General features: G+C 64.8%; 15 protein-coding genes. 7 read left to right on the top strand and 8 right to left on the bottom strand.

What is annotated here, in order from left to right:
• The first annotated feature begins 113 nt into the window (after positions 1–113).
• Genes H2O77_RS08510 through H2O77_RS08500 form a run of 3 tightly spaced genes read left to right on the top strand, consistent with a single transcriptional unit; the run spans position 114 to position 4,899 of the window.
• Positions 114–1,457, top strand: a complete 1,344-nt coding sequence (locus H2O77_RS08510) for a TolC family protein (RefSeq protein WP_215824382.1) — start codon at positions 114–116, stop codon at positions 1,455–1,457.
• Positions 1,454–3,715, top strand: a complete 2,262-nt coding sequence (locus H2O77_RS08505; protein ID WP_215824381.1) for a type I secretion system permease/ATPase — start codon at positions 1,454–1,456, stop codon at positions 3,713–3,715. The genes H2O77_RS08510 and H2O77_RS08505 overlap by 4 nt, the downstream gene beginning before the upstream one ends.
• Positions 3,712–4,899: an HlyD family efflux transporter periplasmic adaptor subunit gene (locus H2O77_RS08500; RefSeq protein WP_215824380.1), complete on the top strand. Its 1,188-nt coding sequence runs from the start codon at positions 3,712–3,714 to the stop codon at positions 4,897–4,899. The genes H2O77_RS08505 and H2O77_RS08500 overlap by 4 nt, the downstream gene beginning before the upstream one ends.
• Before the next feature lie 15 nt (positions 4,900–4,914).
• Here H2O77_RS08500 and H2O77_RS08495 read toward each other — a convergent pair whose 3' ends face one another.
• Positions 4,915–5,562, bottom strand: coding sequence for an ACP phosphodiesterase (locus H2O77_RS08495; RefSeq protein ID WP_215824379.1), 648 nt, complete (start codon positions 5,560–5,562; stop codon positions 4,915–4,917).
• A gap of 145 nt (positions 5,563–5,707) precedes the next feature.
• Here H2O77_RS08495 and selD point away from each other — a divergent pair, with 145 nt between their 5' ends.
• Positions 5,708–8,071 (top strand): selenide, water dikinase SelD, encoded by a 2,364-nt coding sequence (gene selD / locus H2O77_RS08490; RefSeq protein ID WP_215824378.1) that lies wholly within the window; start codon positions 5,708–5,710, stop codon positions 8,069–8,071.
• A gap of 194 nt (positions 8,072–8,265) precedes the next feature.
• Here selD and H2O77_RS08485 read toward each other — a convergent pair whose 3' ends face one another.
• Positions 8,266–8,988, bottom strand: a complete 723-nt coding sequence (locus tag H2O77_RS08485) for a DUF3581 family protein (RefSeq protein WP_054556084.1) — start codon at positions 8,986–8,988, stop codon at positions 8,266–8,268.
• Positions 8,989–9,279: 291 nt separating this feature from the next.
• Between H2O77_RS08485 and H2O77_RS08480 the strand changes: the two genes are divergently transcribed.
• The 3 genes from H2O77_RS08480 (at position 9,280) to puuE (ending at position 15,166) form a co-directional block, all read left to right on the top strand.
• Positions 9,280–11,166, top strand: a complete 1,887-nt coding sequence (locus tag H2O77_RS08480) for a VRR-NUC domain-containing protein (RefSeq protein WP_215824377.1) — start codon at positions 9,280–9,282, stop codon at positions 11,164–11,166.
• Entirely contained in the window at positions 11,163–14,063 is a 2,901-nt protein-coding gene (locus H2O77_RS17900; RefSeq protein WP_240548766.1) for an ATP-dependent DNA helicase, read from the top strand. Before H2O77_RS08480 ends, H2O77_RS17900 begins: the two co-directional genes overlap by 4 nt.
• Positions 14,064–14,212: 149 nt before the next feature.
• On the top strand, positions 14,213–15,166 hold the full coding sequence (gene puuE / locus H2O77_RS08465; RefSeq protein WP_215824376.1) for an allantoinase PuuE: 954 nt from the start codon (positions 14,213–14,215) through the stop codon (positions 15,164–15,166).
• Positions 15,167–15,297: 131 nt separating this feature from the next.
• Here puuE and H2O77_RS08460 read toward each other — a convergent pair whose 3' ends face one another.
• The 6 genes from H2O77_RS08460 to H2O77_RS08435 all read right to left on the bottom strand — a co-directional run bounded on the left by H2O77_RS08460 (position 15,298) and on the right by H2O77_RS08435 (position 21,337).
• Positions 15,298–16,599, bottom strand: coding sequence for an amidase family protein (locus H2O77_RS08460; RefSeq protein WP_215824375.1), 1,302 nt, complete (start codon positions 16,597–16,599; stop codon positions 15,298–15,300).
• A gap of 36 nt (positions 16,600–16,635) precedes the next feature.
• Entirely contained in the window at positions 16,636–17,490 is an 855-nt protein-coding gene (locus H2O77_RS08455; protein ID WP_215824374.1) for an amino acid ABC transporter ATP-binding protein, read from the bottom strand.
• Complete coding sequence (locus H2O77_RS08450) at positions 17,474–18,127, bottom strand: amino acid ABC transporter permease (RefSeq protein WP_077376658.1); 654 nt, start codon at positions 18,125–18,127, stop codon at positions 17,474–17,476. Before H2O77_RS08450 ends, H2O77_RS08455 begins: the two co-directional genes overlap by 17 nt.
• On the bottom strand, positions 18,124–18,849 hold the full coding sequence (locus H2O77_RS08445) for an amino acid ABC transporter permease (protein ID WP_215824373.1): 726 nt from the start codon (positions 18,847–18,849) through the stop codon (positions 18,124–18,126). Before H2O77_RS08445 ends, H2O77_RS08450 begins: the two co-directional genes overlap by 4 nt.
• A 46-nt stretch (positions 18,850–18,895) precedes the next feature.
• Positions 18,896–19,750: a transporter substrate-binding domain-containing protein gene (locus H2O77_RS08440; RefSeq protein ID WP_215824372.1), complete on the bottom strand. Its 855-nt coding sequence runs from the start codon at positions 19,748–19,750 to the stop codon at positions 18,896–18,898.
• A gap of 591 nt (positions 19,751–20,341) precedes the next feature.
• Positions 20,342–21,337, bottom strand: a complete 996-nt coding sequence (locus tag H2O77_RS08435; RefSeq protein WP_215824371.1) for a MurR/RpiR family transcriptional regulator — start codon at positions 21,335–21,337, stop codon at positions 20,342–20,344.
• Between the last annotated feature and the right edge of the window lie 255 nt (positions 21,338–21,592).

Genomic DNA, 21,592 nt, shown 5'->3' with positions numbered 1-21,592 from the left:
AGCGTCAGGATGACGCAACTTCAGGGATCACCCTGGGGCCAAGGAGTGACATGATGCCCACCCTATTTCGTTGTCCGTCCGCCATCGGACAGGCGACAACTCTGCACATACGAATGAAGAGGCTTTCCATCGCCGTCTGTGTCGTCTCAGCCGGTCTGGCGAGTTCGCTACCGGCCAGTGCTCAGACGACACGTGATCTCGCCGAAGTTTTGAGCGATGTGCTCAGGCATGACCCTCGCATCGAGGCCGCCCGGGCCAATGTGCGTGCCGCAGGGACGGAGATCGAGATTGCCGAGGATGGCTACTGGCCACGTCTGGAAAGCAGCGTCGGCACCGAGGACAATTTCACGGAAGGCGGGTATCGCATCACGCTGAGCCAGATGCTCTATGACTGGGAACAGGTGGAAGCCGAGGTCGAACAACGCAAGGCCGAGCGGGATGTCGAGCGTGACACCCTGGATCAGACCCGCATGGAAATCGCCCAGGAAGCGATCACCGCCTATATCGATCTCGGGGCCAACCGCGCCATGATGCGCCGCGTACGTGATTACATCGAGAAGCTCGAAAGCCTCGAGACGCTGGCCAATGATCGCACCTTCTCGGGCTATGGTGACCGGGTCGAGCTGGACCGCGCCGCCGTCGACCTTGCCAGTGCGCGTGAATGGCTGGCACGCCTTCAGGGCGATGCCGATACCGCCCGACAGGAACTCGAGATTCTCAGTGGACGCCCCTTCCGGGGCGTGGCCTTGAGCGCCCCGAAGCCACTGCCGATCGTGGCGGACCTGGCCCGCGACCCTGCCACTACCGATGCCGCCATCACCAACGCGCCGGCCTATCGTAGTCATGTCAGCCAGCAGAATGCCGCGCGCCACGCCTTGAGCCTGAGCGAAGCCGAGCGCTGGCCGGAATTGCGACTGGAGGCGACAAGCTCACGTTATGAGTCGAACGATGACATGGTCAGCGACTCCAGTATCGGCCTGCGCATCGAGGCCCCGGTCTTTCAGGGCCTGACACCCCTCCGTCAGCCCGAAGCGAATCGCGCACGCCTGACCGCCGCCCAGTTTGAGACCGCCTCCACCGCCCGTGAGCTGCGCCGCCAGATCCAGCGACTGTCTGCCAGTCAGCCAGCGGTCGAAGCACGCATCAAGGCGCTGGATCAGCAGGCACGCAGCGGGGAGCGCCTGCGCAGCAGCTATCGGGACCAGTTCATCACCGGCTCACGCAATATCGAGGATCTGCTGACCATCGAAAGCGAGATCTTCGCGGCGCGTCGACAGATGATCGAGCTCAACACCCAGCTGCTCACCGATCAATATGACCTCGCGACCCAACTGAGCGCCCTGCCACTGGTCACCTCACCCCTTCGCGCGCCATCCACCACTGCCGCGACAACTGAGATGACGAGTGCTCACCTGTCCCATTCCCGTCAGCCTGTCAGCCAGGGAGTCAGCCAATGAGCTCCGAACAGTCTGCCGCCGATACCCCGGTGGCCTCCCGACCCGACCCGCTGCTGGAGAGCGTTCGGCAGTTGCTGCGCCTGCAGGGCCACGGCATCGACCTCGAACGCCTGCGCCATGGCATGCCACTGACCAAGGGGCAGCTCGCGCCACAGGATCTGGAGCAGGCCCTATCGCGCCAGGGCATCGCCGCGCGCCTGAGTCAGGCGCCGCTCAGCGAGATTCCCGACAGCCTGATGCCCTGTGTCGTGCTGCTGGAAGACGGCAGCAGTCGCGTGCTGCTGTCCCATGAGGCCTCGCATCGGTGGCCTGACAAGTCAAGCAGCGAATCGAGCAGTGAGTCGAGCAACACCCAGGCAGACGATGACTTGGACACCGCCCCCAGCGGCCCCGGCTACAAGCTGCTCGATCCCCTGTCCGGTGGCGTCTACTGGCTGTCACAGTCCGAGCTGGCTGCCGCCTACGCCGGCATTGCGCTGTTTGCGCATGGCGAGATCTCGCTAGAGCGCGCGGAAGGCTATAGCCAGACCCAGAAGGGGCACTGGCTGACCTCACGCCTCAAGTCGCATTGGCGCGTCTTCGCCGAGGTCGCGCTGTCCTCCTCGCTTGCCGCCCTGCTGGCCGTGGCGACGGCCCTGTTCGCGATGCAGGTCTATGACCGGGTGGTGCCGACCGGTGCCGTCGATACGCTGTGGGCGCTTGGCATCGGCGTGATGCTCGCCATCGGGCTGGAAGCCTTGTTGCGCGCCTTGCGGGCGCAGTTGATCGAGAACTCGGGCAAGAAGATCGACCTCGAACTCAACGATCACATCTTCCGTCACGCCGTGCAGATGCGCCTGGCCGCCAAGCCGCGCTCGACCGGGGCGATGGCCAGCCAGATTCGTGACTTCGACGCCATTCGCGAGTTCTTCACCGCCTCGACCCTCGGCGCCTGTGGGGATCTACCCTTCGCGCTGCTGTTCCTGGGCCTGATCGCCCTGTTGGGCGGCCCGGTGGTCTGGGTGCCGGTGGCGGCCATCGTGTTGATGCTGATTCCCGTGCTGCTGGCGCAACCGTGGCTGTCGCGGCTGTCGCGTGAAGGCATGCGCGAATCGGCGGTCAAGAATGGCGTGCTGCTCGAGACTCTCGACAACCTCGAGAACCTCAAGGCCTGTCGCGCCGAGGGCCATGCCAGCCGTCAGTGGCAGCGCCTGACCTCCGAGCAGACGCACCGCGGCGTCACCTTCCGCCACGCCGTCGCCTGGCTGACCAGCTGGGGTACCGGCATGCAGCAGCTGGCCTATGTCGGCGTCATCATCGCCGGGGTCTACCTGATCATGGCTGGCGAGTTGAGTGTCGGTGCCCTGATCGCCTGTTCGATTCTCTCGTCGCGCGCCATCGGCCCGACCCTGCAGATCAGTGCGCTGCTGAGCCGCTGGCAGCACGTCAAGGTCGCCAAGGAAGGGTTGGATGCGCTGATGGAGACCGATATCGAGCGTCCCAGCGATCGTCGCTTCGCGCGCCTCGCCCAGGCACGCGGTCACTACCAGGCCGAGAATCTGCACTGGCGCTACGACGAGGAAGCCCCGGAAGCCCTGGCGTTGGACCGCCTGAGCATCGCGCCCGGTGAGCACCTCGCCTTGCTGGGGGGCAACGGCGCCGGCAAGAGTACTCTGCTGCGTCTGCTGGCCGGCTACTTCACGCCCACCAGTGGCGAGCTGACCCTCGACAACCTCGCCCTGAGTCAGATCGATCCTGCCGACCGCCAGCGCGCCATCGGCTATCTGCCGCAGGACATCAGCCTGTTCAGCGGTACGCTGCGTGACAACCTGTGCATCGACGGGCGGGATGTCAGCGACATGCGCCTGCTGGAGGTCATCGAGATGACCGGGCTGGGCGACTTCGTGCGCCGCCACCCGCTGGGGCTGGACATGATGCTGCATGATCGCCACAGCCTGTCCGGCGGCCAGCGTCAGAGCCTCGGCCTTGCCCGCCTGGTCCTGCAGGACCCGGTCGTGGTGCTGCTGGATGAGCCCACCGCCTCGCTGGATCAGGCCACCGAGCAACACGTCATCAAGACCCTCGGCCCCTGGCTTGCCGGCCGCACCCTGGTGCTGGCCACACACCGCAAATCGCTGCTCGGTTGGGTCGAACGCGCCCTGGTGCTGCGCCACGGCAAGCGCGTCATGGATGGCCCGCTGGATCAGATCATGGCCAGACAAACGGCCGGCAAGACACCGGCCACCTCCGCATCCCGTCAGCGCCAGGAGGCCTCATGAGCCAGCGTTTCGATCCCGAACTCCTCAAACGCGAGCTGGGCGCGCCGGACCAGAAGCTGGAAAGCCACTGGTCGCGTCCGCTGCTGTGGGCCAGCTTCCTGGTCATCGCACTGTTCATCGCCTGGGCCAGCTGGGCCGAGGTCAATGAGGTGGCGCGTGGCGAAGCCAAGGTCATCCCCTCCTCCCGCCAGCAGACCATCCAGAGCCTCGAGGGCGGCATCCTCGACGAGATGATGGTCAGCGAAGGCGAGATCGTCGAGGCCGGTCAGCTGCTGGCCGCCATCGACGAGACCCGCTTCCGCTCGGCCTACATGGAGTCATTGAGTCAGGCGCAGGCACTGCGCGCCACCATCGGGCGACTGGAGGCTGAGGTGCTGGACAAGTCGAGCATCGAGTTCCCCGAGGAAGTGCGTGACAACGAGGCACTGACCGCCACCGAGCGCGAGCTGTTCACGGCCCGGCGCAAGAAGCGTGACAGCGCCCTGAATGCGGTCAGCAAGGAAATCAGTGCGGCCCAGCGTCAGCTCGCGGTGATCCGTCCGCTGGTCAAGCGTCGCGCCGTGGGCGAGATGGAAATGCTCAAGCTGGATCGCGAGATCGCCGAGCTCAACGGTCGTCAGGCCGAGATCCGCAACACCTATCTGCAGGACGCCTACGCCGAGCTTGCCGACAAGAAGTCCGAACTGGCCGCCCTCGAGGAAACCAGCGTGCAGCGGCGTGATCAGCTGGACCGTACCCGGCTGCTCTCGCCGGTGCGCGGGGTGGTCAACAACATCGCCATCACCACGCGCGGTGGGGTGATTCCGCCCGGCGAGGAGATCATGCAGATCACCCCGCTGGAGGACACCCTGGTGTTCGAGACGCGCATTCGCCCGCAGGATGTCGCCTTCATCGCCCCGGGCATGCCGGCGACGATCCGAATCAGCGCCTACGACTATGCGGTCTACGGCACGCTTGAGGGCAAGGTCGAGCGCATCAGCTCGGACACCCTGGAGGAGGAAACGCCACGCGGCGAGGAAAGCTACTATCGCGTGCTGGTCAGCAGCGACACCGCGGCGCTTGAGCACAACGGCGAGACGCTGCCGATCAAGCCGGGCATGGTCGCCACGGTCGACATCGAGACCGGCGAGCGCAGCGTGCTCTCCTACCTGCTGAGGCCCTTCACGCGCCTGGAGCTGCGCTGAGCGCAAGCCTGATCGTCAGATAGCGGGCGGCTGGCGCAATGCCAGCATGTCCGGCCACAACCGCGCGAAGCTGTCCTCGAGCATCGCGCGGTTATCCGCCAGCCACGGCGTCATGTCCGCCAGCGGATTGGCGCCTGCATCCAGATTCCCTACCTTGTGCGTAAGCCTTTCATTGCGAGTATCACTTGTCTGGCGGGTATCACTTGTCTGGAGTAAGCGGCGTCTGGCCGTCATGCGCTCGCCGATGCTGGCAATGGTCGCGAGCGTGAACTCCAGCTCCTGATAACGCCTGAGCGCATCGCGCACCTGAATCCATTCGATCAGGCTCGACAGGCGTGACGGCACCTCCTCACGCGCCAGCAGGCGATAGAGGCGCTCGATATCGTCATCATGCATCTCGGCGGCCAGCAGGTGATCCCACATCATGTCGAAGGCGATGCCGGCGACACGTCGCGACGAAGGCGGCACCTGAGTCAACAACCAGCGTGTCTCGGGATGGGCGTCGATCACCGCGTCGCAGCGGCGGTGAAAGCGGATGCCCGCCTCTACCTCCGGCGACCAGTCGCTCAGGTCACTGCCGCGCACGCCATCGGCAATCAGGTTGCCAAACAGGAAGTTATCGCTGCCCGCCAGACTCAGGCGTGCATGACCGAGAAAGTTCAAGTTGCTAGACTCCTGCTTTTGCGAATCCTGTCGCCGGTCTCATCTGGCGCGCCCTGGCTCTGCATACCCTGCTCCTGTTTCCCTACTCTACTGACTATCGAGATTCACGATGCCGTCCGCCTCCATGCCAGTCAAAGCGCCTATCGTGCGTGATATCGTCCTGATCGGCGGTGGGCACAGCCACGTCGGCGTGCTGATGCGCTTTGCCATGCAGCCAGAGCCCGGTGTCCGCCTGACCGTCATCTGTCGCGACACCGACACGCCCTATTCCGGCATGTTGCCGGGCTACGTCGCCGGTCATTATACGTTCGATGATGTGCATATCGACCTGCGCCGGCTGTGTCAGTTCGCCGGTGCCCGCTTCTATCGCGATCAGGTTATCGATATCGACCGCCGCGAGCGCCGCGTGATCTGCGCCGAGCGCCCAGCGGTGGACTACGACCTGCTGTCGATCAACATCGGTTCCACGCCTCGCCTGTCCCACATCGACGGTATCGGTGACCCTGAAGCCGCAGACGCCCCTGTGGTGGCGGTCAAGCCGATCAGCACCTTCCAGCAGCGCTGGCTGAGTCTGCTCGAGCGCGCCAGGAGCGCCGAGCGTCCGCTCGATATCGTGCTGGTCGGCGGCGGTGCCGGCGGGGTCGAACTGCTGCTGGCCATCCAGCAGCGCCTCGCCACCGAGTTGCCCGATGCGCTCGCGCCGAACCTGGCGCTGATCACCCGCGGACAGCGCCTGTTGCCCACCCATGCGCACACGGTCAGCGAGGCACTTGCCACTACCCTGCACGAGCGCGGTATCCAGGTGCATTTCGGTGAGGAGATCACGGCCGTCGAACGCGCATCCTCGACCGCCCAGCGCCAGCTGATCAGTGCTAGCGGTGCCTGCCACCAGGCCGATGAGGCCATCTGGGTGACACGGGCCGGTGGCGCGCGCTGGCTGGAGAAGACCGGACTGAGCCTGGACGAGGATGGCTTCCTCAAGGTGCGCGATAGCCTGCAGACGCTTGAGGATGACGCCATCTTCGCCGCGGGCGATATCGCGCATCAGCTCAACCATCCCCGCGAGAAGGCCGGTGTGTTTGCCGTGCGTCAGGCGCGGCCGCTGGCCGACAATCTGCGACGGGCCGTGCGCGGCGAGCCACTCAAGGACCATGTGCCGCAGTCGCGCTGGCTGGCGCTGATCAGCACCGGGGATCGCGACGCCATCGCCTCACGCGGCAACCTGGGGCTGGTCGCGCCGCGTCTGCGCCCGTGGCTGTGGCGCTGGAAGGACCATATCGATCGCCAGTTCATGGCTCGCTTCAATGAACTGCCCAGCATGCAGGACGCCGCGAATACCGGCGGCCTTGCTGGGGTGCATCAGCGTATCAGCGCTGCCTGGCAGGCGCTCAAGGGCAGCGATGGCAAGCTGCATCCGCGCCTGACCGCCGAGCTGGATGAGCAGGAGGCGCATCAGGCCCTGTCCGCACTGGCGATGCGCTGCGGCGGCTGCGGGGCCAAGGTCGGCGCCAGCGTGCTGTCGCGAGCGCTGCAGAGTCTGGCCCCGCGCGAGAACCCGGACGTGCTGGTCGGGCTGCATGCCCCGGATGATGCCGCCATCGTGCGCGTGCCCGAAGGACAGGCGCTGGTGCACAGCGTCGACTTCTTCCGCGCCTTCATCGATGACCCCTACCTGTTCGGGCGCATCGCCGCCAATCACGCGCTGGGCGATCTCTACGCCATGGGCGCGACGCCGCACACGGCGACGGCGGTGGCCACGGTGCCACAGGGGGTAGAGCGCAAGGTCGAACCGCTGGTGCGCGAGCTGATGCAAGGCGCGACCGAGGTGCTCAACGGGGCAGGCTGCAGTCTGGTCGGCGGCCACACCGGCGAAGGTCAGGAGCTGGCGCTGGGCTTCGCGCTCAATGGTCTGGTGGAGGAGAGTCTGGCCGGCGTCACCTGCAAGGGCGGCATGCAGCCGGGCGATGTGCTGCTGCTCACCAAGGCCATCGGCACCGGCACGCTGTTGGCGGCGCACGCACGCCTGGAAGCCCGCGGCCGCTGGATCGACGCCGCGCTGGACAGCATGCAGCAATCCAGTCAGCGCGCGGCGGATATTCTGCGCGCGCATCAGGCGAGCGCCTCCACCGATGTCACCGGCTTCGGTCTGCTCGGCCATCTGGTCGAGATGACCCGCGCCAGCGGCGTGGATGCCGAGCTCGAGATCGATGCCCTGCCAGTGCTCGACGGCGCTGAGGACTGTGTCGCCCGCGGCGTGGTCAGCTCGCTGCAACCGGCCAATCTGCGCCTCAAGCGTGCCCTGAAGGACCAGGCCGGCGTCATCGATCATCCGCGTTATCCGCTGCTGTTCGATCCGCAGACCGCCGGTGGCCTGCTGGCCAGTGTGCCGCCCGGGGAAGCCGAGCCCTGTCTGGCCGCGCTCAAGGCCGCCGGCTATCACGCCAGCGCCATCATCGGGCGCATCACGCCCCAGGGCGATGCACTGGCGCCGATCAGCATCAAGCGCTGAGCGCGGTTAGACGGTCACACGGTGAGCCAGCCAGTTGGCGATCAATGACAACCGGCGACACCCAGCGATGCTTCACAAGCGTTGTGACATTCAGATGGCAAGACGCCCGCCAGAGAACTCTCTGGCGGGCGTCTTCATGACTGCCGATTCATGCGCGGGGCGTCTGGCGACAAGCCTCAGACTGGCTGGCTATCTCAGGCTTCGGCTTCGCGCTTGAGCGCCTCGAAGGACTCCACGAACGCATCCATGGTCTCGGCGCAGTAATCCCGCAGCCCACTGACGACCAGCTTCTTGGAGCCACTGCCGATGCACTGCTCACCATCATGTATGCTGAACTCGAGCAGGGTATCACCACGCTTGCCGTTGACCTCGAGCGAGGACCCCACGAAGTCGAGGTGCAGGTCGGCGATATCCAGGCGCTCGAAACAAAAGCCCATGCTGTCGTAGATCACCAGCGGGCGGGCCGGGTTGAACATCACGCCCTTCTCCAGCATCAACGGCTGCAGGAAGTGCGGGAAGTTGCGCCCGGAGAAGGCGATGTACTGGCGGGTGAAATTGGCGACCACTTCCTCGTCATGGGTGGTATCGCCGCTGCGCTCGACCGTCAGGTAGACCTTGCCGGCTTCATCGCGCACCAGCAGGGACACGCCATTCTCGTCGGGGGCGTCCAGCGCTTCGAAGATCAAGGGCACATCGTTGCCGACCATGCCGCAGAAACGGATGGTCATGCACTGCGACAGACCGAATTTCGCCAGCAACAGGGAGAACAGCAGGTCGCCGGGCACACAGAAGCGTCGCGCGTCCGGGTCATGAATGGGGTTGTAATCCCCCGCCATCTGCTTGGCGAAACGACTTGCCTGCTCGGCGGTGATCCGCACGCGGCCATCTTCGACCCGGTGAAACTGATCAAGAAACATGGACTGCCTTCCTGCCCTGCTTGAATGATGATCGATGGCCCGTCCTGAACCATCGCGGAAATGCCTCCGAGGGGAGGAATCGCGGTCGACGCGCTGTCACGCCTGCCTACCTGTCGTGTCATGAAGCTTTCAAGACATGCAGATGAAACGATTTTACCACTGGATGACAGTCAGGTGGTGACTCGTGACAGGCTTTGCAAGAGATTGCAGCGCGCCAGATGGCAATATACTGTATATAACCCCATGCTTTCGGGCAAACCGCCGCACTGCCCGCCACTTCGACAGGTCGCCATGCAAGCCGCTCCCCTCGACAATCCGCGCTACTACCTGGCCAACTTCGACACCTTGATCGACTGGGTCTGCCAGTGTCACGCCGATCTGCTGACAGAGGCGGAGCGTGCCACGGTGGACGCCATCACTCGCCTGCCGGATGCCTCGCGGGCCTTGCTGGTGCGACTGCTGATGCGCAAGGGCGATCATTTCGAGCGCTCGCAGCTGCATTATCCCGAGATCGGTGCGATCGAGGCCGCAAGCCAGCCATTGATCACACCGCTCGCCGACAGTGCCACGCCTGACGGCCTGTGCCGCCACAATGCCGATCTGACGCTGGACGAGATGCTGGCGCTGGTGACCTTGCCGCGCCTCCGGGCAGCCTTTGCCGAGCTGCCCAGAAGTACACCCAAGCGCCGCATGCATGATGCCATCAGTGAGCTGCTGGGCGACGTCACGCCACGGCCACTACCAGCCTGGTTGAACGACCCTGACGCCGACACCTTGAGTGTCGGGCTGGGTGAGCTGTCGCGACGCCTGAGCCTGATGTTCTTCGGCAACCTGCGCCAGAATCTGTCGGACTTCGTACTCAGCGAGCTGGGCCTGCTGCGTTGCGAGACGGTCGCCCTGTCGCCGGCCTCGCGCGCCTTCACCCATCGCTGGGAGGTGGATCGCTATCTGGCGCTGGAGCAACTGCGTGAGGACTGGCAGCAAGCCAGCGAGCGGCTGGGCCGCACGGCGAACGCCGAGCTTGAGCGGCACTGGCATCGCATCGTCGCGGCGCTGGATGCGACGCCGTCTGCAGCGGCAAACGAGCTCCACAGTGAGCCGTCCGCGACTCATCAGCTCACTGACGCTCATGCCACTGACGGGCGGGCTATTGATGATCGTGCCAATGCCTGGCTGGCACAGCGGCGTGACCGCCTGCGCTTCTCGCTGGCCCGCGACGCCGAGCGTCAGGGCTGGCATCAGGCGGCCGCCCGCCAGTACGCCTGGCTCGAGGACTCCGCGTATGCCCCGCGTGCCATGCCGCGCCGGGTGAGAGCACTGGAGTTGTCTGGCGATATCAGCGCAGCTCACGCGCTGGCCAGCGAGCGGTTGGCGCGCGCCGAGATCACGCTGGACGAGCAGCTGGCACTCGAACGCACCCTGCCGCGTCTGTGCCGTGGCCTCGGATTGCCCGCGCCCAGGCGCGCCAAGGCGCCGACCACGCCACAGATCACCATTACGGTGCCCGACCTTGCCACCTCGGCGGCTGACGGCATCCACGGGGTCGAGCGCGCGGCCGCCCATGCGTTGGCCACGCCCGAGGCACCGGTCTTCTATGTCGAGAATGGCCTGATTCCCGCGCTCTTCACCCTGCTGTGCTGGGAGGCGCTGTTCGCCCCCTTGCCGGGGGCCTTCTTCCACGCCTTCCACACCGGCCCGGCGGACCTCTATCGCCCTGATTTCGTCAGCCGTCGCCAGGCCGCTTTCGAGGCCTGCTTCGCACGCCTGAACGATGAAAGCTACCGGACGGTGATCCGTGAACGCCATCAGCAGAAACAGGGCATTCAGGCGCCCTTCGTGCACTGGGAGCTATTGAGCGAGGAACTGCTGAACCACGCCCTGGACTGCATTCCGCCCGCGCATCTGGAAGCCTGTTTCCGCCACCTGCTGGCCAACCCTCGTGAACATCGCGCTGGCCTGCCGGACCTGATCCAGTTCTTCCCCGAGCACAGCAGCGACCGTTATCGGCTGATCGAGGTCAAGGCGCCCACCGACCGTCTGCAGGACAACCAGCGTCAATGGCTGGCCCTGTTCGCACGCCATGCGATTCCGGCGCTGGAGTGTCGCGTCGAGTGGCTGAGCGCGACCGAGGCCTCAGCGGACGAATGCTCCCGGCACAAGGCACCTCCTGCATCATGATCAAGGCAGACGAGACCCACGCTGAACCCGGACGCTACCGGATCGCGGTGCGTGAACTGTGTGCCTTTGCCGCGCGCGAGGGCGATCTGGACCTGCGCTTCACGCCATCGCCCACTGCCCAGCAGGGCATCCGTGGTCATCAGCGTATCGTGCGCCGCCGCGGCAAGGACTATGAAAGCGAGATATCGCTCAGCGGTGACATCGGCAACCTGACCATCCGTGGGCGCGCCGATGGCTATGATCCCAAGCGCAACTGCCTCGAGGAGATCAAGACCCATCGCGGCGACCTCTCCCGCCAGCCCGCGCACCATCGCGCCCTGCACTGGGCCCAGGCACGCGTCTACGGCGCACTGATGTGTCGCAGCCGGGACCTCGAAGGCATCACGCTGGCGCTGGTGTATCTGGATATCGCGGCGGATGCGACCAGGGGCACCAAGAACGAGCAGGATGAGCAGAGTGAGCAGGACGCGGGCGCCCTGGATGATCGAGACGAGCAGACTGACCAGGCTGACCCCAAAAGCCGCAAGGCACAGCATGATGAGCAGCGTCTGGAAGCCTGGTGGAGCCGTGAGGCGCTGGAGGCGGAGCTGGCACGTCTGGCGGCACGCTTCAGCGAGTTCGCCGCCAATGAGCTTGCCCATCGCAGTGCCCGCGACAGCGCGCTGAGCCGCCTGGCCTTTCCGTGGCCGAGCTGGCGCCCCGGTCAACGCCAACTGGCCGAGCATGCCTACAAGGCGGTGATGACCGGCCGCGAGCTGCTCGCCGAGGCGCCGACCGGCACCGGCAAGACCCTGGCGACGCTGTATCCAGCACTGCGCGCGATGCCCGCAAGCGGCACGGACAGGCTCTTCTACCTCACCGCCCGCACCCCGGGCCGCGCGCTGGCACTCGACGCATTGGACACCTTGGCACCAGCCACTGACGACAGCGAGGGGCAGGACAAGACACCGGCGACACCGCTGCGCATTCTGGAACTGGGCGCGCGAAGCAAGACCTGCGAGCACCCGACCCTCGCCTGTCATGGTGAATCCTGCCCGCTGGCGCGCGGGTTCTATGACCGCCTGCCCGCGGCGCGCGACGCCGCGCTCGCCGACCAACGCCCCCTGAATCTGGCGACGACACGCCGCCACGCCCTGGCCCACGACATCTGCCCCTATTTTCTCGCCCAGGAGCTCTCGCGCTGGGCGGATGTCATCATCGGCGACCACAACCACTACTTCGACAGTCATGCGCTGCTGTTCGCCCTGGCCCAGGCCAATGATTGGCGCACGGTGGTGCTGGTCGATGAGAGCCACAACCTCATCGAGCGCGCCCGCGGCATGTACAGCACCGAACTTGACGCCCGCCAGTTCCACTTCCTGCTCAAGCAGTTGAGCCGTACGGGCCATCCGGCTCCGCTGCGCTCGGCCTCACGCGCGCTGGCTCGCCAATGGCGAGCGCTGGAGCAGATCGAACAGGGTGCTGACGGCGAGACACAGGCAAGCAAGGTCGATAGCAAGGACGAAGGCCACAAGGCGCAGCGTCTTGCGCTGGAGGCTCTGCCCGGCGACTTCCTCAAGGCCTTGAGCCAGTGGACCGGCGCGATGGGTGACTGGTTGGCGGAGCCTGACAAGGCCGCAAGCCCTGCTGCGACCAGGCAACAGCCAGCGAGAGCCACCGCCACGCAAGCCCCCGAACAGCTGGGTCTGATCGCAAGCGATGCCTCCTCTGCTGCTCCGAGTGCTACCGATACAGGCACTGCAACGACAGTCTCCGGTTCGGCCTCCTCCACGGCCAGGCGCCGTGTGGAACCCGATGTCGAGATGATGGAGGCGTATTTTGCGGCACTGACACTGGCGCGACTCGCCGAAGGCTTCGGCGATCACTCGCTGTTCGAGGTCGAACTCGCCGCCACTCCCCCCGCGCGGCAGGCGTCGCTTGCCAGCGATTCAAGCTCGAGTTCCGGCGCAGCATCGGCTGCAGGAGCAGAAGCAGTAGGATCAGAAGCAGCAGCAGGAGCAGTAGCCCGGTCACGCAAGGCCCGTGGGCGCAGCGTGCGCCAGATCCAGCCGCGACTACGCTGCGTCAGCCCGGCGCCGTGGCTGGCACCTCGCCTGCGCGCCAGTCACGCCACCCTGTTGTTCTCGGCCACGCTCAATCCACCGGCCTATCACCATCGCCTGCTGGGTCTGGCGGACGATGCCGTCTGGCTGAGTGTCGTTTCCCCGTTCAGCGCGACCCAGGTGCAGGTCAGTCGTCATCGGCTCTCGACACGCCTGCGGGATCGCGACGCCTCCTGTCGGCCGATCGCCGAGTTGATGGCGCGCCAATACCGGCAGCGCCCGGGCAACTATCTGGCGTTCTTCTCGAGCTTCGCCTATCTGGAACAGGTCGCCAGCACCCTGCAACTGCTGGCGCCGGAGATTCCCCAATGGCGCCAGACCCGCGCGATGACGGAAGCTGAGCGCACCGGCTTCATTCAGCGCTTCACACCCGACGGCCAAGGCATCGGCTTCGCAGTACTGGGTGGCGCCTTCGGCGAAGGGATCGATCTGCCCGGCTCGCGGCTGATCGGGGCCTTCATCGCCACCCTGGGACTGGCCGGTTTCAGCCCCGAGAATGAAGCGCTCAAGCAGCGTCTGGCCACATGGCTGGACAACGACGCTCAGCGGCGTAGCCAGCCGCAACAGGCTGAAGGCGACTCACACGACGATACGCGCACACCGCGCCCGGTCATCCAGCCATTGAATGCCGATGACTGCACCTATCTGTACCCGGGGCTCACCAGAGTGGTGCAGGCTGCCGGCCGAGTGATTCGCAGCGAGCAGGATCAGGGCGTGATCCACTTGATCGATGACCGCTTCATGCGCCCGGAAGTCGCACGGTTGCTGCCACGCTGGTGGTCACCGACGGATTGATGCGGGGTGGAAGCGTGACAACACCACCATGCGCCGTGATGGCACAAAGCCTGCACATCAATGGAGAGCGATTGGGTCTTCATTTCGCACTTCATTTCGCTCTTGTCTTCGCTCTTCATTACGTTAGCCACCCGCAAGGAAGCCGCACGATGCCAGACACCGACAATGCCCTGTGGGGCAATGAGTATCCGCGTGACCTGATCGGTTATGCCGATACGCCACCGCATGCCAACTGGCCGGGGGGCGCAAAGATCGCGGTCCAGTTCGTGCTCAACTATGAGGAAGGCGGCGAGAACTGCCAGCTGCACGGGGATAGCGAGAGCGAGAAGTTTCTCTCAGAGATCATCGGTGCCGAGGCCTACCCCGCGCGGCACATGAGCATGGAATCGATCTACGAATATGGCTCGCGCAGTGGCGTATGGCGGATTCTGGACGAATTCAAGCGCCGCGAGTTACCGCTGACGGTCTTCGGCGTCGGCATGGCGTTGGCGCGGCATCCGGATCTCGTCGCGCGTTTCCTGGAGGATGGTCATGAGATCGCCAGTCACGGCTGGCGCTGGATTCATTATCAGCACATGGATGAAGCCCATGAGCGCGCACATCTGGAACGCGCGGTGGAGAGCTATCGTGAGCTGGTCGGTCATGCGCCACAGGGCTGGTACACCGGGCGCGACAGCCCCAATACCCGCCGACTGGTGGTTGAACACGGGGGCTTCACCTACGACAGCGACTACTACGGCGATGACCTGCCGTTGTGGATGGAGGTGACCACCGCCAATGGTGAGAAGGTGCCGCATCTCGTCGTGCCCTACACCCTGGACACCAATGACATGCGCTTCGCCAGCGCCCAGGGCTTCAATAGCGGCGAGGACTTCTTCCAGTACCTGCGCGATGCCTTTGATGTGCTCTATGCCGAGGGCGACACCGCGCCCAAGATGCTCTCCATCGGGCTGCACTGTCGGATCGCCGGCCGCCCGGGACGCTTCGCGGCGCTGAAACGCTTCCTCGATTACATCCAGTCCCACGACAAGGTATGGATCACGCGACGCATCGATATCGCCGAGCACTGGCAACGCGAGCATCCCTATACCCCCGCCAACTGACGAACCATCCCTTCAAGCGCCAGCACCACAAACGCCGCAGCCCTTTCGGGATGCGGCGTTTCTGTTCAACTCCAGACAATGTCTGCAATCGCACATTCAAGGCAGCGCTGGTCAGTTTTCCAACATGCAGGTCAGTCTTCCAACATGCAGGCCAAGGCCAGCAGGCTCTCATCACGTCCCGGCAGGCCCAGCAATGACACGCCCCAGGGCGGGGGCGCGGATTCCTGTGGCAGACGTGCCGCCGAGTCGGCAAGCCACGGCAGACTCAGCTGCGGCGCGCCATTCAAGCCCGCCAGCGCGGTGAGCCCCATCAGACGATGACGATAGGCCTCCATCTCCTCGAGGCTTGCACCCAGCAGCGGTGAGGCGCCCGGAGTGGTGGGCAGCATGAAGACCGCCTCGCTGGTGGCCTCGGCCTGGGCATGGGCAGCCGCACTGCCATCTTCGCAGGCACTCTCTCCGCCCTCATGACTGGCCGCCAGCTGCTGGCGATACCAGCGGCGAACGGTGTCTGCCTTGGCTTCTGCTGCCTGCTCGTCGGTATCGCTGAGCGTCATGCACCATTTTAGACGCGCCGCGATATCCGGGTTGAGGCGCGGCCAGCGCGATTCGGGCCCCTGCTCTGGCGTATTCAACCACGCCTGGTGAGTGCGACGAATCTCGCAGCCCTGCAGAATCCGGAAGGCTTCACTGGCGCGCGCCATGAAGGTCTGACTCAGCATGCGCCGCTCGCACTGAAAGCCGAGTGACTCAAGGCGCCGAGACAGCGGCCCGAGCAGGCGCTGATAAGGACCCGCGGCCAGCCCTTCCGGCACCAGCAGGATGATACGTGCAGGCAGTCGGGTGGCTGTCGCCGCCGGCATCAGCACCTCACTGACCTGCGTCAGCGTCGCCAGATCCCGCGTCATCCAGCCGACGGTGTCGAAGCGCGGCGCCAGCGGCTTGAGCCCGGTCATGCTGATACGACCATGGGTCGGGCGCAGCCCATAAAGCCCGCAGTAACTGGACGGCACGCGGATGGAGCCGCCGGTATCGGTGCCCAGTCCGATCTCCGCCTCACCACGCGCCACCGCCACCGCAGAGCCCACACTCGAGCCGCCCGGCAATCTCAGCGGTGCGCGTGGGTTCTCCGGCGTGCCGAAATGCGCATTGGTGCCGTTGAGGCTGTAGGCCAGCTCATCGGTGGTGGTGCGGGCTCGATAATCGGCCCCCGCCTGCTGAAGCGCGAGGACAGCAGGTGCCGTCTGCCGCTCGATGGGGGCGCTGGCCAGCAGGTCAGGGTTGCCCTGGCCGATGCGCTCGCCCTTGATCGCGAACAGATCCTTCACCACCAGTCTCTGACCATCAAGCGGCCCCTGTCCCCGCGGCCCTGGGAAACGTGCCGGCGCTACATAGATACGCTTGTCCACTGGGAGCGACTCCTTTCGACTCATGATGTGGTCCACCGCTGATCGCTCAAGACGCTGTACTCATAGCACCGCGCCGAGGAACTGGCGCAGCTCTTCCGTGGCCGGATTGGCGAACAGAGTCGCCGGCTCGCCCGACTCATGCACGCGCCCCTGGTGCATGAAGATCACGCGATCGCCCACATCGCGGGCGAAATTCATCTCATGGGTGACCAGAATCAGCGTCATGCCCTCACGCTTGAGCTGTTCCAGCACCTTGAGCACATCGCCGACCAGTTCCGGGTCCAGCGCCGAGGTGATCTCATCGCAGAGCAACACCTTGGGGTGCATCGCCAGAGCGCGCGCGATCGCCACCCGTTGCTGCTGACCACCGGAGAGCTGACTCGGCCAGGCATCGAATTTCTCCCCCAGCCCGACCTTGGCCAGCATCTCGCGGGCCTCGCGCTCGGCGACATCGCGGGCGACGCCCTTGACCAGCATCGGCGCCAGCATCACGTTCTCGCCGACGCGCTTGTGGGGAAACAGATTGAAGCTCTGGAACACCATGCCGACATCCTGCGCCAGGGCGGCGGCGTCCATCTCGCTACCGTCCAGCAGCTTGCCGGCGACATGAATGGCGCCGCCGTCATGCTGTTCGAGCTGATTGATGCAGCGCAGCAAGGTGCTCTTGCCGGAACCGCTGCGACCGATGATCGACACCACCTCACCCGGGCGCACCTCGAGATCGATCCCCTTGAGTACCGGCAGATCACCAAAGGACTTGGTCAGCGCCGACAGGCTGACCAGCGGCGTCTTTGCCTTCTCGGAAACGGGAGCGCTCTCCGTGACAGCGGCGCTCTCGGTGACGGCGGTCTTCTCGGAGACAGCAGCGTCGGATGAGGCGCTATCCAGCGCAGAAACTTCAGCGAGCAGTGACATTGAGACGTGCCTCCAGATGGCGAGCCAGCCGCGACAGCGGATAGCACATGGCGAAATACAGCAACGCGACCAGCGCGAAGACAGTGAAGGGTTCCAGGGTAGCGTTGTTGAGCATGGTGCCGGCCTTGGTCAGCTCGACGAAGCCGATCACCGAGGCAAGCGCGGTGCCCTTGATGATCTGCACCGAGAAGCCGACGGTCGGCGCGATTGCCATGCGCAGCGCCTGCGGCAGGATGATGTGGCGCATGGTCTTCAGATAGCCGAGCCCCAGCACCCGCGCCCCTTCCCACTGCCCCTTGGGCACCGCCTCGACACAGCCGCGCCAGATGTCATGCAGGAAGGCACTGCTGAACAGCGTCAGCGCCACGGCGGCCGCCGTCCAGGCCGAGACATCCAGCCCGAAGACCGCCACGCCGAAGAAGGCCAGGAACAGCTGCATCAACAGCGGCGTGCCCTGGAACAGCTCGGTGTAGAGACGACAGAAGAGCGCCGCCCCCGGCCAGCGGGTCAGGCGCAGAAAGGTCAGCGCCAGCCCGACCAGACTGCCGCCGATGAAGGCGATCAGGGACAGCGCCAGTGTCCAGCGCGCCGCCAGCAACAGGTTGCGCAGAATGTCCCACAGCGTGAAGTCGATCATGAGTGGGCCTCTTTCAGGACATGGGAAGACAGACGCCTACGCGGGGCCGGCGTCAGGTGGCGAAAGCCGAACAGACGACGCCCGATGCGGTTGAGCAAGGCACGCATCGCGATGGCCAACAGCAGGTACATGCCTGCCGTCACCACGTAGCTCTCGAAGCTCAGGAAGGTACGTGACTGGATGAAGTTGGCCGCGAAGGTCAGGTCCGCCACGCTGATCTGGGAGACCACGGCGGAGCCCAGCATCACGATCACGCACTGGCTGGTCAGCGCCGGATACATGCGTTCCAGCGCCGGCATCAGCACCACATGGCGATAGCTCTGCCAGCGGGTAAGCCCCAGTGCCCGCCCGGCTTCCCACTGGCCGCGACCGGTGGCATCGACCCCGGCACGCAGGATTTCACTGCTGTAGGCCGCCAGGTTGAGTGTCATCGCGATTACAGCGGCCATCTCGGCACTGAGTGACAGTCCCAGCGCCGGCAGACCGAAGAAGATGAAGAACAGCTGGACGATGAAAGGCGTGTTGCGCAGCAGCTCCACCAGCATGCCCAGCAGCCGGCTGAAGAGGCTGGTCGGCGCACGATGGCGCTGCCAGACACACATCACCGCGCCGAGTATCCCCAACGTGGTGGTCAGCGCCGTCAGCCAGACCGTCGTCATCAGCCCGGCCATCAGGTCGGGCAGATACGGCAACAGGCGCGGGAAATCCGGGAGATAATTCATCGATCAAGCCTCACGGGCAAAGGGATCAGACGTGTGACGTCTCGATTCAGGCATCCAGTGACGGCAGCGGCGCCTTGAACCAGGTCTCGGAGAGCGTATTGAGCGTGCCATCCTCGATTCCCTGGGCGATCAGCTCATTCACGCGCGCCTTGAGCGCCGGCGTGTCATGACGCATGCCCACATAGCAGGGAGAATTCTTGAGCGGCAGCACGCTGACCGGCACGCGGGCAGGATTGCGCTCGGCGATGGCGGCGGTGACGAGATTGCCGGTGGCGATCATCTCGACCTGCCCTGACAGGAAGGCCGACAGGGTCGTGTTGTTGTCTTCGAAGCGCTTCACGGTGGTCGATTCCGGTGCCACCTTGCTGAGCTCCATGTCTTCCACCGAGCCACGTGTCACGCCGATGGTCTTCTCGCTCAGTCCTTGCGCGGAGTCCACCTCACTGCCCTTCTCGCCGAACACGCCGAGGAAGAACGGCGCATAGGCATCGGAGAAATCGATCGCCTTCTCACGCTCGGGATTCTTGCCCAGGCTCGAGATCACCAGATCGACCTTGCGGGTCTGCAGGTAAGGGATGCGATTGGCCGAGGTGACCGGCACCAGCTCAAGCTTCACGTCCATTTCGTCTGCCAGATAGCGCGCCATGTCGATATCGTAGCCACGCGGCTTGAGGTCCGGGCCGACCGAGCCGAAGGGCGGGAAGTCCTGGGGCACCGCCACTTTCAGCACCCCGCTATCTTTGATGTCACTCAGTGCATCCGCGTGTGCGCTCAGGGCGGTGGACGCCAACGTGCCCCACAGGGCCAGCAATATTCCCTTGCGGACCCAGTTGCCAAGACGCTGCTTGTTGCCTGTCTGTGTAGCGCGCTGCTGGGCCTTGCTCTCGTGACGCTTGCTCATCGGTCGACTCCGGTATCCGTCAATGCCAGGCGCTGATACGAGAACGACTCGTCATGCACCTGGTGCCTTGCGGCAGTGGATTGTTGTTGGTTGTTGGTTGTTGTTGATCGTCTTGCCGAGTGTCTCGCCGAGTCAGATCCAGTGACTCCCTGCCCCATTCGTCTTCAGAACCTGACCAATGAAACAAGTGATTCCCTTATCATTCTTTGCAACAGGTGTGCCAAAGCTTTCGCTACAAGCTCAATAAGGTGATCGAGTTGCAGGCAGCGCAGAGTCACCTGCGGCTCACACGCCTGAGCAGGGGCCTGAGAACGCGCTTGAGCAAAGGGATGCAAGCCAAACAGCGGATGGAAAGAAGAAGAAGCGACACACGCCTGCGGGAGGCGAAATCGAGGATGGTGGCCTCGCCGGGCGGCGAGATCAGGGCGCCGACACCAGCGATATGGCAGCAGATGGTGCAGTCAGGGAGGCATATGCGCCCTGCGGGTGCGCAGAGCGCGGCGAGTCGAATCGGGAGCAGAAGCAAGGCTGGCGGCCCACAGGGGGATAGAGAGGGAGAAAGGAAAGGCAGGAGCACTTCAAGCTGGACGATCAGCCGTCGCCCAGTTCCTCCAGCGCATCGAAGGTATCGGTCACGCGGCGTATCTGACTGCGCCCGCCGACGAGGTCGTCATGCAGCAGGCGCGTGGCCAGCAGGTTGATCTGGCTCATGGCTGCGGCGTAGCTGTCGAAGGCGCTGACGCTGTCCAACGGGCAGCGCAGGACATGCTCGATACCGGCGGGGATGCTGCTCAGGCTGTCATCGCAAACCAGGAGCACCGTACATGGCGCCTGCCCCAGCCATTCAAGCAATCGTGCCAGCCCCTGCGGTCGCCGACGCATGGCGAATACCACCACGGCATCATCGGCACCCAGGCGTGCGACCTCCTCGCCGAGTGATTGGCCGGGTTGCGGCAACACCGCCACCTGCGCGCGTAGCTGCAGCAACTGCTGGCGCAGGTGCAGCGCCAGCGGATAGGCATTGCGAAAGCCGATGATCTGCAGCCGCTCGGCCTTGGCCAGAGCGCTGCTCAAGGCCTCCATGTCGAGCATGTCCAGCGCCGCCAGTGCCTGACGCAGGTTGCGACACTCCTGCTCATAGTGACGCTGGTGATGGTCTGCCGTCGGCGCTGCCGCCACCGGCACGCCGGATTGACGCAGACTGCGTGCCTGGTCCCGCGCCTCACGGAAGTCCTGATAGCCAAGACGGCGGAACAGGCGGCTGACCGTCGCCTTGGAAACGTCGGTCAGACGTGACAGTTCCGCGGCGTTGTATAGCGCCAGTTCATCCTGATGCGCGAGCAGAAAGCGCGCGATGCGCTGCTCATTCGGGGTGAGCTCCTCAAGCGAACGGGTCAGACGCTGATGCAGACTCAGGCTCCTGGTGCCCTGCCTTGCGGCATGGCGAGCGGGGCTGGTAGCAAGATTGACGGTGGCATCGGCATCGGCAACGGGAGCAGGCGCTTCCCCATCCGGGTGCACTGCCCGGGATTCACCGAACACGTCATCCTCGGGGGGCGCGCTGTGATCTATGGGCGCTCGTGGCATGAAGACACACTCCTGGAAAGATTCTGCGTGAGCGCAGAGCAACGATTGCATCAACGTTTGCATCAAGACAGTGCAAAGCCTGGGCCAGGTGCTGACTGACAGTGCATAGACGAAAGGCGTAACCCTCGCGATGAGCGGTTTTTCCTCATCCTGAGCGCCTCTGACGCCCTCAAGCGCTGCACGACGCCAACCATCCGCACCGCGCGACAGACACAAGCGCCTGTTTTTACTGTTCATCACATCAAATCGGCACGC

The organism is Cobetia sp. 4B (assembly GCF_018831605.1).
GTDB lineage: Bacteria > Pseudomonadota > Gammaproteobacteria > Pseudomonadales > Halomonadaceae > Cobetia > Cobetia amphilecti.
This window is presented reverse-complemented; position numbering and strand designations above follow the sequence as displayed.